This is a genomic window from Streptomyces nymphaeiformis (assembly GCF_014203895.1).
Classification (GTDB): Bacteria; Actinomycetota; Actinomycetes; order Streptomycetales; family Streptomycetaceae; genus Streptomyces; species Streptomyces nymphaeiformis.
The window spans coordinates 379,449-396,932 of the sequence record NZ_JACHJY010000005.1 but is presented as its reverse complement, the minus strand read 5'-3'; the positions used below and the strand labels follow the sequence as shown (position 1 = coordinate 396,932).

At 73.9% G+C, this 17,484-nt stretch carries 4 protein-coding genes; all 4 read left to right on the top strand.

The window, feature by feature from the left end:
- Position 1: 1 nt before the first annotated feature.
- The 4 genes from GGE06_RS19240 (at position 2) to GGE06_RS19225 (ending at position 17,406) form a co-directional block, all read left to right on the top strand.
- A complete protein-coding gene (locus tag GGE06_RS19240; RefSeq protein WP_184931336.1) occupies positions 2-8,887 on the top strand; it encodes a non-ribosomal peptide synthetase/type I polyketide synthase in 8,886 nt (2,961 codons plus the stop codon).
- 161 nt (positions 8,888-9,048) lie between these two features.
- Positions 9,049-9,393 carry a helix-turn-helix domain-containing protein gene (locus GGE06_RS19235; protein WP_220378531.1) on the top strand — a complete coding sequence of 115 codons (345 nt, stop codon included), beginning with the start codon at positions 9,049-9,051 and terminating at the stop codon, positions 9,391-9,393.
- 175 nt (positions 9,394-9,568) lie between these two features.
- Complete coding sequence (locus GGE06_RS19230) at positions 9,569-15,106, top strand: type I polyketide synthase (RefSeq protein ID WP_446696911.1); 5,538 nt, start codon at positions 9,569-9,571, stop codon at positions 15,104-15,106.
- 71 nt (positions 15,107-15,177) lie between these two features.
- Positions 15,178-17,406, top strand: a complete 2,229-nt coding sequence (locus GGE06_RS19225; RefSeq protein WP_116158798.1) for an FkbO/Hyg5 family chorismatase — start codon at positions 15,178-15,180, stop codon at positions 17,404-17,406.
- Positions 17,407-17,484: the final 78 nt, after the last annotated feature.

The following is a 17,484-nucleotide window of genomic DNA, read 5'->3' as shown; positions in this document are numbered from 1 at the left end:
ATTGGACACCTCTTCCGACTCGCTCGTCGAGGCGCTTCGGGCATCGCTGCTGGAGAACGAACGCCTCCGGCAGGAGAACGAGCAGCTCGTCGACGAAGCGAACGAACCGCTCGCCGTCGTCGGCATGGCCTGCCGCCTGCCCGGCGGCGTGACCACTCCCGAGGGCCTGTGGGAGCTCGTCTCCGAAGGCCGTGACGGCGTCGGGCCGTTCCCGGAGGACCGCGGCTGGGACACGGAGGCGCTCTACCACCCGGACCCGGACCACCCGGGCACCAGCTACGTCCGCGAGGGCGGCTTCCTGCACGACGCCGCCGACTTCGACGCCGCCTTCTTCGGCATCTCGCCGCGCGAGGCGCTGACCATGGACCCGCAGCAGCGGCTCCTCCTGGAATGCTCCTGGGAGGCGCTGGAGCGCGCCGGGCTCGACCCCAAGTCCCTCGCGGGCGGCGACGCCGGTGTCTTCGTCGGCCTCATGTACCACGACTACCTGGGCAACACGAGCTCCGGCAGCCTCGCCTCCGGCCGCATCTCGTACACCCTCGGCCTCTCCGGCCCGGCGATGACCGTCGACACCGCCTGCTCCTCCTCGCTCGTCGCCCTCCACCAGGCGGGACGCGCCCTGCGTTCCGGCGAGTGCTCGCTCGCCCTCGTCGGCGGTGCCACGGTCATGGCGACGCCGCAGGCGTTCGTCGAGCTGTCCCGGCAGCGTCTGCTCGCCCCCGACGGCCGTTCCAAGTCCTTCTCCGCTGCCGCCGACGGCGCCGGCTGGTCCGAGGGCGTCGGCGTCATCGCCCTGGAGCGGCTCTCCGACGCCCAGCGCCTCGGCCACCGGGTCCTCGCGGTCGTCCGCGGCTCCGCCCTCAACCAGGACGGCGCCAGCTCCGGGTTCAGCGCCCCCAACGGCCCCGCCCAGCAGCGGCTGATCCACCAGGCCCTGGAGAACGCCCGCCTGACGCCGGCCGACATCGACCTGGTCGAGGCGCACGGCACCGGCACCACCCTGGGCGACCCGATCGAGGCCCAGGCCCTGCTCGCCACCTACGGACAGGACCGGCCCGAGGGCCGCCCGCTGCTGCTCGGCGCCCTGAAGTCGAACATCGGCCACACCCAGGCCGCCTCCGGTGTCCTCGGCGTGATGAAGACGGTCCTGTCGATCCGTCACGGCGAGGTGCCCGGCCTCGTCCACCTGGACGAGCCCACGCCACAGGTCGACTGGTCCCAGGGAGCCGTCGAGCCGGTCGCCGGCCTCCAGCCCTGGCCCGAGACCGGCGCCCCGCGCCGGGCGGCCGTCTCCTCCTTCGGCATCAGCGGCACCAACGCCCACGTCATCCTGGAGCAGGCCCCCGAGTCGCGGCCCGCCGCAGCGGACGCCGCCGACGGCGCGGCCGACGCGGACCCGCGGACCGTGGCCGCGGCCGAGGCCGCGACGGCCGACGCCGGTCAGGACGAGCGGCCCCTGCCCTGGGCGCTCACCGGCCGGTCCGCCGCCGCCCTGCGCGACCAGGCCGCCCGCCTCCTCGCGTTCGCCGACGCCCACCCGGAGACGGCGCCCGCCGACGTGAGCAGCGCGCTCGCCGCCCGTACCTTCTTCGAGCACCGCGCCGTCCTCGTCGGCCGCCACCGCTCCGAGTTCCTCGACGGCCTGAAGGAGCTCGCCGCGGGCGGCCAGTCCGCCGACACGGTGACCGGACGCGTCCGCGTCACGGGCCGCACCGTCTTCGTCTTCCCCGGCCAGGGCTCGCAGTGGGCCCGCATGGGCGTCGAACTCCTCGACACCGAACCGGTGTTCGCCCGCGAGATGGAGGCCTGCGACCGGGCCCTGCGGTCGTACGTCGACTGGTCGCTGCTCGACGTCCTGCGCGAGGCGCCCGGCGCGCCGGGCCTCGACCGCGACGACGTCGTCCAGCCCGCGCTCTTCTCCGTCGCCGTCTCGCTCGCCGCCGTCTGGCGGGCCCGCGGGGTCCGCCCGGACGCCGTGCTCGGCCACAGCCAGGGCGAGATCGCCGCCGCGTACGTGGCGGGGGCGCTCAGCCTCGACGACGCGGTCCGCATCGTCGCCCTGCGCAGCCAGGAGATCGTGCGCACCCTCGCCGGCGGGGGCGGCATGGCCGCCGTCGCGCTCCCCTCCGACGAGGTGACGGCCCGTCTGGAGCCCTGGGGGGACCGGCTCGCGGTCGCCGCGGTCAACAGCCCCACCTCCTCGGTCGTCGCCGGCGACGCCGACGCCCTCGACGAGCTCGTCGAGCGCTGCAAGGCCGACGGCGTACGGGCCCGCCGGGTCCCCGTCAACTACGCCTCGCACACCCCGCAGGTCGACGTGCTGCGCGCCGCCCTCGCCGAGCAGCTGGCCCCGGTCGCCCCGAAGCGTGCCGCGGTGCCGTTCTTCTCCACCGTCACCGGCGACTGGCTGGACACCACCGAGGCCGACGCCGCCTACTGGTTCCGCAACCTGCGCCTGCCGGTCCGGTTCGCCGACTCCGTCGCCGCGCTCGCCCGCCAGGGCTTCGACTCGTTCATCGAGGTCAGCCCGCACCCGGTGCTCGTCCCCGCCGTCGAGGAGACCCTCACCGGGCAGACCACCGCGTTCTGCGCCCTCGGCACCCTGCGCAACGGCCTCGGCGGCCGCGCCCAGCTTCTCTCCGCGCTCGGCGAGGCCTTCGCCGCCGGCGTGTCCGTGGACTGGCGGACGGTGCTGCCGGAAGGCACCGGCGCCCACGTCGACCTCCCCACGTACCCCTTCCAGCGCAAGCGCTTCTGGATCGACACCGTCACCTCGGGCGACACCGGCGAGGACATCCTGTCCGCGCTGCCCGAGGAGGCCGACGACGAGGCCGACGAGCTGCGCGCCCGCCTCCTGGACGGCACGGCCGAGGAACGCTACGCCGCCGCCCTCGACCTGGTCGTCCGTACGATCACGGCCGTCCTCCGGCACGGCTCGCCCGAGGACGTCGACGTCGACAGCCCCTTCCTCGACCTGGGCTTCGAGTCGCTCACCGCCCTGGAGGCCCGCAACCGGCTGAACCGGGCCACGGGCCTGACCATGCCGGTGACCGCGCTCTTCGAGCAGCCCTCGCCCGCGGCCCTCGCCCGGTTCGTCGCCGAGCAGATCGACGCCCGCGTCGACGGCACCGAGCCGGAGGACGCGCTGCTGCGGGTCGCCGCCGAGCGCCGCCTCGCCGGGTCCGCCGACCGCATCCCGCTCTCCTTCGGCCAGCAGCGGCTGTGGACCCTCGACCAGCTGGTGCCCGACAGCCCCGCGTACAACGTGGTCATGGCCCTGCCGCTCGCCGGCGACCTGCGCCCCGAGGTGATGCGGCGGGCGGTCAACGAGGTCGTCCGCCGGCACGAGGCGCTGCGCACCACCTTCCCCAGCGCCGACGGCCGCCCCTGGCAGGAGATCGCTCCGACCCTCACCCTGGACGTGCCCGTCGTGGCCGCGGAGGGGGAGACCCCCGAGGAGCGGGAGGCCGCCTACGAGCGGCTGGTGGGCGAGGAGGCCCGCCACGTCTTCGACCTGGCGCGCGGTCCGCTGGCCAGGGTGACGCTGTTCCGGCTCGGCGACGACGAGCACCGCATGGTCGTCAACCTGCACCACATCATCGCCGACGCCTGGTCCGGCGGCGTGTTCGGCAGCGAGATCGAGGCCGCCTACCGGGCCTTCGCCGAGGGCCGCGAGCCCGCGCTGCCCGCACTGCCCGTGCAGTTCGCCGACTACGCCGTGTGGGAGCGGGACTCGCTCGACGCCGACGCGCTCGCCGCCCGCCTCGCGAACCTGCGGGACCTGCTCGGTGACGTCACGTCCGCCGTGAAGCTGCCCACCGACCGGCCGCGCCCGGCCGTCCAGCGCCTGCAGGGCGGTGCCACGAGCTTCCGCGTCGAGGGCGAACTCGCAGAGAGCCTGCGTGCGTTCAGCGCCGAGCAGGGCGTGACCCTGTTCACGACGCTGCTCGCCGCGCTCAAGGTGATCCTGCACCGGTACGCGGGGGAGACCGACGGCACCGGCGACGTCGTCGTCGGCAGCGCCATGGCCAACCGCCGCCACGAGGCCCTCCAGGACCTGGTCGGCTTCTTCGTCAACACGGTCGTCCTCAAGACCGGCCTCGGCGACGACCCGACCGTCGGCGAACTCCTGGCCCGCGTCTCGGAGACCGTCAAGCAGGGCTTCGAGTACCAGGACGTGCCGTACGACGCGCTCGTCGCGGAGCTGATCCCGGAGCGCGGCCCCGCCACCAACGGGCTGTTCCAGGTCGTCTTCGACATGAAGCGGCACAGCGGCGACTCCGGCCCGGGCGGTGCGGCCTTCGCCGACGTCATGGAGATCCACAACGACACGTCCAAGTTCGACGTCGAGATCTCGGTGACCGAACTGCCCGACGCGCTGCTCGTCGACGCCGAGTACGACAGCGACCTGTTCGACCACGACACGGTGGAGCGGCTGCTCGGCGGCTACCGGGTCGTCCTGGAGGCCTTCGCCGGCGCCCGTGAGCGGCGGGTCTCCGAACTCCCGGTCCTCACGCCGGAGATCGAGCGGCGGATCCTCGTCGACTGGAACGACACCGACCGCGTCTGGCCCGAGGAGCAGATCCGCTGCCTCCACACCCTCATCGAGGACCAGACGGACCGGACCCCGGACGCCGTCGCCGTCACCTTCGACGGCGAGGACGTCACCTTCGCCGACCTCGACCGCCGGGCCAACCGGGTCGCCCACCGGCTACTCGCCATGGGCGTCGGGCCCGACCAGCCCGTCGCGATCTCGATGGAGCGGTCGGTCGAGATGGTCGTGGGCCTGCTGGCCGTCCTCAAGGCCGGCGGCGCCTACCTGCCGATCGACCCGACCTATCCGCGCCAGCGCGTGGCGTTCATGCTCGACGACACCGTGCCGCGGCTTCTGCTGACCCAGCGTCACCTGCTGGACCGGCTGCCCGAGCACCAGGCCGAGGTCCTCCTCCTGGACGATGCCGCCGAGTTCGCGGACCAGCCGGACACCCGGCCGGAGAGCCCCGTGGGCATGGACGACCTGGTGTACATGATCTACACCTCCGGCTCCACCGGCCGCCCCAAGGCCGCGATGATGACCCACCGCGGCGTGGTCAACCGACTGCTGTGGAAGCAGGAGTACTACGGGCTGACCCCGGACGACCGGGTCCTGCAGAAGACGCCGTTCAGCTTCGACGTCTCGGTGTGGGAGTTCTTCTGGCCCCTCCTGACCGGCGCGCGGATGATCGTCGCCCGCCCCGAGGGCCACAAGGACCCCGAGTACCTCTCCACCCTCATCCAGGAGCAGGGCGTCACCACCCTGCACTTCGTCCCCTCCATGCTGCGGGTCTTCCTCCAGCACCCGGGCATCGAGGCCTGCACCTCGATCACCCGCGTGATCGCGAGCGGTGAGGACCTGCCGGCCACCTCGATCAAGGGCGTGTACGACCGGCTGCCCAACGCCACCGTCACCAATCTGTGGGGCGCCACCGAGTGCTCCGTCGACAGCACCTGCTGGGAATGCCCCCGGGACCTCGGCAGCGCCCCGGTCTCCATCGGCACGCCCATCGCCAACACGCAGATCTACATCCTCGACCGCAACCTGCGGCCGGTGCCGATCGGCGCGGCCGGCGAGGCGTACATCGGCGGCGTCGGCGTGGCCCGCGGCTACTTCAACCGGCCGGAGCTCACCGAGGAGAGGTTCGTCCCCGACCCGTTCAGCACGGTTCCGGGCGCCACGCTCTACAAGACGGGCGACCTGGCCCGCTTCCTGCCCGACGGATCCATGGTGTTCCAGGGGCGTACGGACTTCCAGGTCAAGGTGCGCGGCATGCGCATCGAGCTCGGCGAGATCGAGGCGGGCCTGCGGGAGCACCCGGCCGTCCGCGACGTGGTCGTGATGGCGCGGGAGGTCACCGAGGGGCAGGACAAGCAGCTCGTCGCGTACGTGGTCCCCGGCGAGGACGCGGCCGTCCCGCAGGCCTCGGCCGAGGCCCTGGAGGCGGAGCGCGAGCGGATCCTGGAGCAGGACGCGTCCGGTGCGGCCCTCGCGGAGCGGGTCCTCGCGCTCGCCCCGCGGCGGGTCCTGGAGCTCGGTGCCGGCGACGGCGCCCTGATGGCCCGCGTCGCCCCGCACACCACCGCGTACGTGGCGGCCGAGCCGTCCGGTGCGGCCGTCGGACGGATCCGCGAAGAGGTCCTGCCGGCCCTGCCCGAGGCGGTCGACGGCCAGGTCCTGCACCGGTCCGAGGAGGACCTGTCCGGCCTGGGCGCCGAGCCCTTCGACGCGGTGGTCCTCGACGCCGTCACCCGGCGCCTGCCCGACCCGGCCCGGCTGCGGGACGTCCTCACGGGCGCCCTCGACCTGGTGCGGCCCGGCGGCGCGATCGTCCTCGGCGGCATCCGGAGCCTGCCGCTCCTGGAGACCTTCCAGACCGAGGCCGAGGCGGCGCGCGCCGAGGCGGGTCTGACCGTCGGCAAGCTGAAGGAGCGGGTGCGCCAGCGGGCCGCCGACGAGCGGGAACTGGCGCTCGCGCCCGAGTTCTTCTCCGTCCTGCGGACCGAACTGCCGCGGATCTCCCGGGTCGAGGTGGCCCTGCGGGCCGCCGGTGACGAGGCCGACGACCTCGTCGCGTACGGCTACGACGTCGTCCTGCACCTGGACGGCGCCGCCGTCCCGAGCCCGGCCCGGGTGGCCTGGTCCTCACTGGAGGACGTGCGCCGGATCCTGGCCGAGGAGCGGCCGGACGCCGTGGAGATCGACGCGGTGCCCAACCCGAGGACCGCCGCGGGTCGCGAGCTGGTGGCCGCGCTGGCCTCCGCCGCCGACGGCACCGCGGTCGCGGGCCTCGCCGGCGCCGGTGGTGCCGGCGGCCGGGGCATCGACCCGGACGTCCTGCGGGCCCTCGCCGGCGAGCACGGCTACCTGGCCGATGCCGCCTGGGCCGGCGGGCGCTCCGACGGCGCCTACCGGGTGCTCTTCCGCCGCCCGGACAGCGCGTGCGCCGCGGACTGGACGGACCGCGACGAGCTGGGCCGTCCGCTGCTGCGGCACGCCAACCGTCCCGGGCTCGCCGAGCTCGGCACCTGGCTGACCTCGGAGGCCGGCACCTTCCTGCGGGACCGGGTCCCGGAGTTCATGGTGCCGTCCGCGATCGTCGCGCTCGACGGGTTCCCCGTCACCGCCAACGGCAAGCTCGACCGCGGTGCGCTGCCCCTCCCGAAGCGCGGGGTGCGCTCGACCGAGCAGGTCGTCCAGGCCCGCACCCGGTACGAGGAGCAGCTCGCCGAGATCTGGGCGGAGGTCCTCGGCCTGGAGGAGATCACCGTGGACCGGGGCTTCTTCGCCCTGGGCGGCGACTCCCTCCTCGGCATCCAGATGGTGAGCCGGGCGACCGCGAAGGGTCTGGCGCTCACGCCGCAGGACGTCTTCCAGAGCCCGACGATCCAGGAGCTCGCGGCGCTCGCCGAGTCCCGCGGCCCGGTCCGGGCGAAGGCCAAGGTGGAGCGCGACGCCGCGCTCCTCGAATGGGCGCGGACCCGCTTCCCGGACGCCGCCGACGCGTACCCCGCGACCGGCATGCAGCGCAACGCGCTGGAGTTCGTCGAGCGGGCACCGGACTCGGGCGTCTACATCACCCACCAGCGCTTCCGCTTCCAGGGCAACAAGCTGGAGCCGGTCGCGCTGGAGAAGGCGTGGCAGTACACCATCGACCAGTTCCCGTCGCTGCGGTCCAGCTACGTGCGCGACGAGGACGACCGCTGGATCCAGGTGGTCCGCACCGGTGTGAAGATCGGCTTCGAGACGTTCGACCTGCGGGCCGCGTCCGACGTCGAGCAGGAGCGCCGGATCGCCGCCTTCATCGAGGCGGAGCGGCGGCGCGGCTTCTACGCCTCGCTGGGGAAGACCCGGCTTGGGCTGTTCCGGCTGGCCGACGACACGTGGGAGTACATCCACTTCTTCACGCTGCTCGCGCAGGACGGCTGGAGCGCGGCGATGATGGTCCGCACGCTCCTCGACACGTACGAGAACCTGTCGGCCGGCAAGGAGCCGCTGGTGATCCCGCCGGCGGCGGCCTACGGCGACTTCTGCCAGGAGCAGTCCGAGCGCGACATGAGCGGCGCGGAGGAGTTCTGGCAGAAGCAGCTGGACGGGGTGACGCTGCCGGGGGCGCGGATCACGCTGCCCGAGGAGGAGCGCCGTGCCGACGTCGCGATCCCGGTCCAGCAGGAGTTCGTGGTCGTCTCGGACGAGGACGCGGAGGGCATCACGCGGCTGGCGCGGAGCAACGGTCTCAGTGTCAACAGCGTGGTGTACGGCGCCTGGTCACTGCTGCTGAGCGCGATCACCGGCTCGGACCGGGTGGTCAGCGGCGCGCTGATGTCGGGCCGCAGCACCACCTCGGTCGACGTCGACCAGGCGGCGGGCCTGATGTTCAACATCCTGCCGGTGGCGACGACGGTGGACCCCGAGGCGGACCTGCTGACCTGGCTCACCGGGGTGCAGGACCGGATCAAGGCGATCAGCGACTACGAGTACGTGACGCCGGAGACGCTCCGGGAGCTGGGCGGTGGTCTGCAGACCACCGATCCGCTCTTCGAGAGCTACGTCGTCAACGAGAACGTGCCGGGCATGATCGCCGGCCTGGGACGTCTCATGTCGGTGCTCGGGGCGGCGACGCCGGTCCAGGTGCTCGCGCAGACGGAGCATCCGCTCCGGGTGGAGATCCACTTCACCGACCAGTTCTCGGTCATCGCGGCCAACCACCGCTCCGGCTATTTCCCGGACGGTGCGGTGGCCCGGTGGGTCCAGGAGTATGTGCACCTCCTTTCGGCCATGGTGGCTCATCCTGAGCGCAAAATCGGCGAGTTCGTGGCCGAGTTCGCCGAGCGCGTGTCACGGGAGGCGTGAACTCCTCGTGAAGAAATGTGACGTGAGGGGGGTGTGCCCTATCTCGCTTACCAAGATCAGAAGCGTCATGTTAGGGTGGATCTCGCCAATGCACGTCACGTTGTTCCCCCCGGGGGTGGCTGGATTCGGTTGCCCCCGGGGGGGCTCACGGGGAGAACTGCGTGATATCTCGAACGACACATCGAGAAGAACCGCTGGAAGAAGCACAAAGCCTGGAGGAGCTTCCTTCGCTGGTGCGTCTGCTGCGCGAGCGGGCCGGGCTCACTCAGGAAGAATTAGCATTCAATTCGGGGCTCAGCATTCGCACCATCTCCGATCTGGAGAGGGGCCGCACCACCGCGCCGCAGCGGCGCTCGATCGAACTGTTGGCCGACGCCCTGTGCGTCGAAGGGGACTCGCTGGAGCAGTTCCGCAGGACGGCAAGAGGCCGCTCTGTGGCCCAATGTCCCTCTTGCTCCGCCCGATGGCAGCTGGACGAACTGACCGCCCAGCGCCGTTCCGCTTGATCCGCGGGCAGACGCCCGCCGCCCCGCCGGCCGCACTCTCGCGGCCGGCGGGCCCTGGATTCCACTTGTTCCACCCTCTCTGACGGGCCTTCTGCCCCGCCCCCGCCGCCGCATCGTCCCAGGCAGGCCGGGTGAAATTATTCGGCGTTCTCTTCGGCATGCCGAAAACCATTCCATGGGACTGCGTACGCCACGGGGGAAAGAAATGGCTGACGAGCAGAAGTACGTGGATTATCTGCGGCGCGCCACGGCCGAGATAAAAGACCTCAGGGAACGCCTGGAAAAGGCGGGAGAACGCTCCTCGGAACCGCTCGCCATCATCGGAATGGCATGCCGATTTCCGGGCGGAGTGACCACACCTGACGAACTCTGGCGACTGGTCGAGGAAGGCCGCGACGCGGTCACCGGATTCCCCCGGGACCGCGGCTGGGACATCGCCGGCATCTACGATCCGGACCCCGAGGCCGTCGACAAGAGCTATGTTCGAGACGGCGGATTCCTTATGGACGCCGCCTCCTTCGACGCCGAGTACTTCGACATCAGCCCGCGCGAGGCGGCCACCGTCGACCCCCAGCACCGGCTGCTCCTGGAGTGCTCCGCCGAGGCCTTCGAACGCGCCGGCATCCGGCCCGACGCCCTCCGCGGCTCCCGCACCGGAGTGTTCAACGGCATCATGTCCTCCGGCCCGTCCACGGACACCGCCAGCATGGCCGCCGGCCGCGTCGCCTACGCCTTCGGCCTCGAAGGCCCGGCCGTCGTCGTCGACACCGCCTGCTCCTCCTCCCTCGTCGCCCTCCACCTGGCCGGACAGGCCCTGGCCGACGACGACTGCTCGCTCGCCCTGGTCGGCGGCGCCACCGTCATGACCACCCCCGACACCTTCGTCTACTTCAGCAGCCAGCGCGGGCTCGCCCCGGACGGCCGGTGCAAGTCCTACGGCGCGGGAGCCGACGGCACCGGCTTCGCGGAAGGCGTCGGAGTGCTGCTCGTCGAGCGGCTCTCCGACGCCCGCCGCCTCGGCCACCCCGTCCTCGCCGTGGTCCGCGGCACCGCCGTCAACCAGGACGGCCGGTCCAACGGCATCACCGCCCCCAACGGCCCCGCCCAGCAGCGCGTCATCCGCGCCGCCCTCGACCGGGCCCGCCTCACCCCCGCCGACGTCGACGTCATCGAGGGCCACGGCACCGGAACCCGCCTCGGCGACCCCATCGAGGCCCAGGCGCTCCTCGCCACCTACGGCGCGGACCGGCCCGCCGACCGCCCCCTGCTTCTCGGCTCCCTCAAGTCGAACATCGGCCACACCCAGGCCGCCGCCGGCGTCGCCGGCATCATCAAGACGGTCCTCGCCATGCGCCACGGAACCGTCCCGCCCACCCTCCACGCCGACGAGCCCACGCCCCAGGTCGACTGGACCGCGGGCGCCGCCCGGCTGGTCACCGACGGGCCGGTCCCCTGGCCCGAGACCGGACGGCCCCGCCGCGCGGCCGTCTCCTCCTTCGGCCTCAGCGGCACCAACGCCCACGTCATCCTCGAACAGGCCCCCGCCGCCACCGAGTCCACCGAGCCCCGGACCGTCACCGGCACCGCGCCCTGGCTCCTCTCCGCCCGCACCGAGGACGCCCTGCGCGCCCAGGCCGCCCGGCTCCGCGCCTGGGCCGAGCGCACCGAGGACGCCCACCCCGCCGACGTCGCCGCCGCCCTCGCCACCCGCCGCTCCGTCCTGCCCGTCCGCGCCGCCGTCCTCGGCACCGACCGCGCCGACCTGCTGCGCGGACTCGACGCCCTCGCCGTCGGCGAACCCACCGAGCACGCCGTCGCCGCCCACTCCCGCCGCCACGGCGGCACCGCCGTCCTCCTCACCGGACAGGGCGCCCAGCGGCCCGGCGCGGGCCAGGAGCTGTACGCGACGTACCCCGTCTTCGCCGAGGCCCTCGACGAGGTGTGCGCCGCCTTCGCCCCGTACCTCGAACGACCCCTGAAGAGCGTCCTGTTCGCCCGGCCCGACACCGCCGACGCGCTGCTCCTCGACCGGACCGCCTACACCCAGGCCGCCACCTTCGCCCTGGAGACCGCCCTCTACCGGCTGACCGAGAGCTGGGGCCTGCGCCCCACCGCCCTCCTCGGCCACTCGATCGGCGAACTCACCGCCGCGCACCTCGCCGGGGTCTGGTCCCTGCCCGACGCCGTGAAGGTCGTCGCCGAACGCGGCCGCCTCATGGGCGCCCTGCCCGCCGGCGGCGCCATGGTCGCCGTCGCGGCCCCCGAGGACCGGGTCCGCACCCTCATGACCGGCCTCGGCATCGACGAGGACACCGCCGGCCAGGACGGCCCCACGGCCGGCATCGCCGCCGTCAACGGCCCCGCCGCCGTCGTGGTCTCCGGCGACGAGACGCTCGTCGCCAAGGTCGCCGCCGCCTGCCGCGCCGAAGGCGTCCGCACCAAGCCGCTGCGCACCTCGCACGCCTTCCACTCCGCGCTCATGGAGCCCATGCTCGAGGAGTTCGCCGAGGTCCTCGGCACCGTCACCGCCCACCCGCCGCGGCTCCCCGTCGTCTCCGACGTCACCGGCGAGCTCCTCACCGCCGAACAGGCCTGCTCGGCCCAGTACTGGGCCGAGCACGTCCGCCGCACCGTCCGCTTCGCCGACGGCGTGCGCACCCTGTACGCCCGCGGCACCACCCGCTTCCTGGAGATCGGCCCCGACACGGCCCTCACCGCCGCCGCGCAGGACACCCTCGCCGGCGAACCCGAGGCCGACGGCGCCGTCTTCGCCGCCGTGCTCCGCCGCGGCCGCCCCGAGACCGGCACCCTGCTCGCCGCGCTCGCCCGCCTGCACACCGACGGAGCCGCCCTCGACTGGGACGCCGTCTGGGCCGGCCACCCCGTCCCGCACCTCGACCTGCCCACGTACGCCTTCCAGGGCACCCGCTACTGGGCCGCCCCGCACGAGGGCGGCACCGGCGCCGAGGGACTCGGCCTCGCCTCCGTCGACCACCCGTTCCTGCGCGCCGCCGCCGAACTCCCCGGCTCCGACGCCCTGGTGCTCACCGGACGCCTCTCCGCCGAGACCCACCCGTGGCTCGCCGACCACGCCATGTGGGGCACCGCCCTGCTGCCCGGCGCCGGCCTCGTCGAGCTCGTCGCCCGCGCCGGCGAACTCGCCGCATGCCCCCTCGTACGGGACATCACCCTGCACGCCCCGCTGCGCGTGCCCGAGGACGCCGCGGTCCACCTCCGCGTCGCGCTCTCCGCACCCGACGGCGAGGGCGCCCGCTCCCTCACCCTGCACTCCCGCGCCGAGGACGGCCTCCCCGGCGACCCGTGGGAGCTCCAGGCGTCCGGCACCGTCGTGCCCGCCGCCGGCGACGACCCCGGCACCGACCCCGCCGTCGTCGAACTCGCCGGCACCTGGCCGCCGCAGGACGCCACCACCGTCGACATCGAGGGCGTCTACGAACGGCTCGCCACCCGCGGCTACGACTACGGCCCCGCCTTCCAGGGAGTCCGCGCCGTCTGGCGCCGCGACGCCGAGGTCTTCGCCGAGGTCGAGCTCCCCGACGCGCGCCACGGCGAGGCCGACGCCTTCGTCCTGCACCCGGCGCTGTGGGACGCCGCCCTCCAGGCCCTCATCCTCGTCGGCTACGACGACGTGGACGGCGACACCCGGCTCCCGTACGCCTGGCAGGACGTCGCCGTCCACGCCAGGGGCGCCGTCGCCCTGCGCGTCCGCATCGCCGCCGCCGACGAGCAGACGCTCTCCCTGACCGCCGTGGACCCGGCCGGGCTCCCCGTCGTCCGCGCCGGCACCATCCGCCTGCGCGACGTGGCCCCCGAGCAGTTCGCCGCACCCGACACCACGAGCGACGCCCTCTTCCAGGTCCAGTGGACCCCCTCCGAACTGCCGCTGCCCCAGGACGGCACCGGCCGCCCCGCCGGCGCCTGGGCCGCCGTCGGCCCCGACGACCTCAGGCTCAGCCGGGCCCTGCGCGCCCAGTGGGGCGACGGCCGCTGGTTCGCCGACACCGACGCCCTGCGGGCCGCCCTCGACGCCGGCACCGCGGCACCCGCCCTCGTCGTCCTCAGCCACCCCGGGACCGCTCCCGACGACGACCTGCCCGAGGCCGTCCGGAAGGCCGCGACCGACACGCTCGCCCTCCTGAAGGAGTGGCTCGGCGACGAACGGCTCGCGTCGAGCCGGCTCGTCGTCGTCACCCGCGACGCCACCGGAACCGCCCCCACCGACCTCGCCGGCGCCGCCGTCTGGGGCATGCTGAGGACCGCGCAGACCGAACACCCGGACCGCTTCGTCCTCGTCGACACCGACGACACCGAAGCCTCCGCGGCCGCCCTGCCCAACGCCCTCGCCCTCGACGAGCCGCAGCTCGCGCTGCGCGACGGCGCACCGCTGGTGCCCCGGCTGCTCCGCGCCCAGGCCCCCACCCGTACCGACGCCACCGCCGGCCCGGAGGAGACCGCCGCAGGACCCGACCTGTCCACCGGCACCGTCCTCGTCACCGGCGCCTTCGGCGCCCTCGGCACCGCCCTCGCCCGCCACCTCGTCGTCCGCCACGGCGCCCGCAGCCTCCTGCTCCTCGGCCGGCGCGGCCCCGCCACCGAAGGCGCCGCCGACCTCCTGGAGGCGCTGCGGGACCTCGGCGCCGACGCCGAGGCCGTCGCCTGCGACGTCGCCGACCGGGACGCCCTCGCCGGCGTCCTCGACGCCCTCCCGGCCGACCGGCCGCTCACCGGAGTCGCCCACGTGGCCGGCGTCCTCTCCGACGGCATGCTGGAGACCCTGACCGACCGCCAGGTCCAGGACGTCCTGCGGCCCAAGACCGACGCCGCCTGGCACCTGCACCAGCTCACCCGCGGCCACGACCTGCGGATGTTCGCGCTCTTCTCCTCCCTGTCCGGCACCCTCGGCGGCGCCGGCCAGGCCAACTACGCCGCCGCCAACGTCTTCCTCGACGCCCTCGCCGCCCACCGCCACGCCCTCGGACTGCCCGCGCAGTCCCTGGCCTGGGGCGCCTGGGAGGCCGACGGCGGCATGGTCGACCGGCTCGCCGAGGCGGACCGCGCCCGCGCCGCCCGCGTCGGCCTCACCCCGCTCGGCACCGAGGAGGGCCTCGCCCTCTTCGACCTCGCCGCCGCGACCGACGCGCCGGCCCTCGTCCCCGCCCGCCTCGACGTCCGCGCACTGCGCAGGATGTTCACCCACGCCGAACAGGTGCCGCCGCTGCTCCGCGGCCTCGTCCGGCTCCCCAGGGCCAGGACCGCCGACCGCTCCGACCGGTCGGCCGCCCTGCGGGCCCGGCTGGCCGAACTGCCCGAGCAGGACCGGGCCCGCGAGGTCCTCGCCGTCGTCCGCGAACACGTCGCGGCCGTCCTCGGCCACGCCACCCCGGCGACCGTCGCCGTGGACCGGGGCTTCCTCGACCTGGGCCTCGACTCGCTCACCGGCATCGAGCTCCGCAACCGCCTCGACGCCGTCAGCGGACTCCGGCTGCCCTCCACGATGATCTTCGACTATCCGACGCCGCTGGCCATGGCCGAGTGGCTCGCCGGGCGCATCGTCCCCGCGGACACCGCCCCGAGCACGCCCACGGGACCGGCCCGCCCGGCCCGCCCGGAGCAGCGCGCGGCGGAACACGCCATCAAGAACATGGCCGCCGACGAGCTGGTCCGGCTGGCACTCGGCCGCGACGCCTCATGACCGGCGCACCACGCACGCTCCCAGGACCGGCGCAGTAGCCGACTCGGTACGACACAACGGGGGATCAGTCCATGAACAGCACCACCGCGCCGACCCCGTCCTTCAGGAGCCTGAAGGACGACGACCTGACGACACCCGGCCGCCACGTCCTCGGCCGCGTCGACTTCACCCACGAGCCCTTCCCTCCCACCCTCGAGGCGGGACACCCGGCCGTCGGCGTCCAGGCGGCCCAGTCCGTCGAGGAGGGCTTCGCCGAGGTGTGGACCTCCGACCGGCCCGTCGAGACGGGCCGGTCCGGGGAACTGTCCTACGCCGTCGACGGGGAGTTCCTCTTCTGCACCGCCCGCATCCCCGAGAGCGACGACTACGTCGACGCCACCGAGGCCGTCTACACCGAGGCCGTCGAACTGACCCGCTCCCTCGGCTACCCGCAGCTCTACCGCATCTGGCACTACATCAGCCGGATCAACGAGGAGAACGCCTCCGGCCTGGAGGTGTACCGCGAGTTCTGCGTCGGCCGCGCCCGCGCCCTCGAACGGTACGGAATGGCCGACAGCATGCCCGCCGCCACCGTCATCGGCGTGCACGGCGGCGGCATCGTCCTCTACCTCCTCGCCTGCCGCGAGGGCACCCAGGTCAACATCGACAACCCGCGCCAGGTGCCGCCCTACCACTACCCGAACCGCTACGGCCCGAAGGCCCCGAACTTCGCCCGCGCCACCTACCTCGCCCAGGACGGCGGCGGCGAACAGCTCTACGTCTCCGGCACCGCCGGCATCCTCGGCCACCGCACCATGCACGCCGACGACGTCGAGGCCCAGTGCCGCCTCGCCCTCGACAACATCGCCCACGTCATCGGCGGCCGGAACCTCTCCGTGCACGGCATCGGCCCCGGCTGCACCCTCGACGACCTGCGGGGCGTCAAGGTGTACGTACGCCACCGCTCCGACATCGCCCGCGTCGAGGAGATCTGCCGCGAGGCGCTCTCCCCGGCCGCGGACATCGTGTTCCTCAACGCCGACGTGTGCCGCGCCGACCTCCTCGTCGAACTGGAGGGCATCGTCGTCCGCGAGCAGGTGTCCCCGGCCCGCACCGTCCCCGCCTGGGAACACCTGCCCGCCGCCCAGCAGCCGCAGTGGCGCGACCACCCCGCGTACGGACGCGTCCGCGCCACCCTCGCGGCCGCACCGCCCGTCGTCCGCCCCGGCGAGATCCGCGAACTGCGCGACCGGCTCGCCGAGGTCGCCGCCGGCCGGGCCCACATCCTGCAGATGGGCGACTGCGCGGAGAGCTTCTACGAAGGCACCCCGCACCACACCGGCACGAAGATCGCCCACCTCGACGCGCTCGCCGACCGGCTCGGCGAGCACACCCGGCTCCCCGTCCTGCGGATCGGACGCCTCGGCGGCCAGTACGCCAAGCCCCGCTCCCAGCCCACCGAGACCGTCGACGGCACCGAACTGCCCGTCTTCCGCGGCCACATGGTCAACGCCGAGGGCCGCTCGGCCGAGGCCCGCCGGCACGACCCCGTCCGCATGCTCTGGGCCTACCACTTCAGCGACGAGATCCAGCAGGCCCTGCGCGCCCACCGCGCCGCCACCTCCCTGCGCAGCCTCAACCCCGGCCCCTGGTCCAGCCACGACGCCCTCGTCATGGACTACACCGCCGCCCTCGTCCGCATCGACGAGACCACCGGCGAACCGTTCCTCGGCTCCACGCACTTCCCGTGGATCGGCGAGCGCACCGGCGGCCCCGCCGACGCCCACGTCACCCTGCTCAGCGGCGTGGTCAACCCGATCGCCTGCAAGATCGGCCCCCGCGCCACCCCCGAGAGCGTCCTGGAACTCTGCCGCGCGCTCGACCCGCACCGCGAACCCGGGCGGCTCACCCTCATCAGCCGCATGGGCCGCGAAGCCGTCGGCACCGCCCTGCCCCCGCTCGTCCGCGCCGTCGGCGAGGCCGGCCACCCCGTCGTCTGGCTCTGCGACCCCATGCACGGCAACACCGTCAAACTGCCCACCGGCACCAAGGTCCGCCGCCTCGACGACCTCGTCGCCGAGACCCTCGCCTGCCGCGACGTCCTGCGCGCCCACGGACAGCACTTCGGCGGACTCCACCTGGAGACCGCCGCCGAGGACGTCACCGAATGCCTCGGCGGCCCCGTCCGCGACGCCTCCGACGTCGAACGCCACTACACGACGCTGTGCGACCCCCGGCTCAACCCCGAGCAGGCCGCCGAACTCGTCGACCGCGTCTTCGGCGAGGACCTCGCCCTCGACGGCCTCATCGGCCTGTCCTGACGCCGGCCGCCCACCCCCCAGGGCGTCTTCGGGCCGGCGGCCCGAACAGAACACCTTACGAAGCATCGAGAACGACAA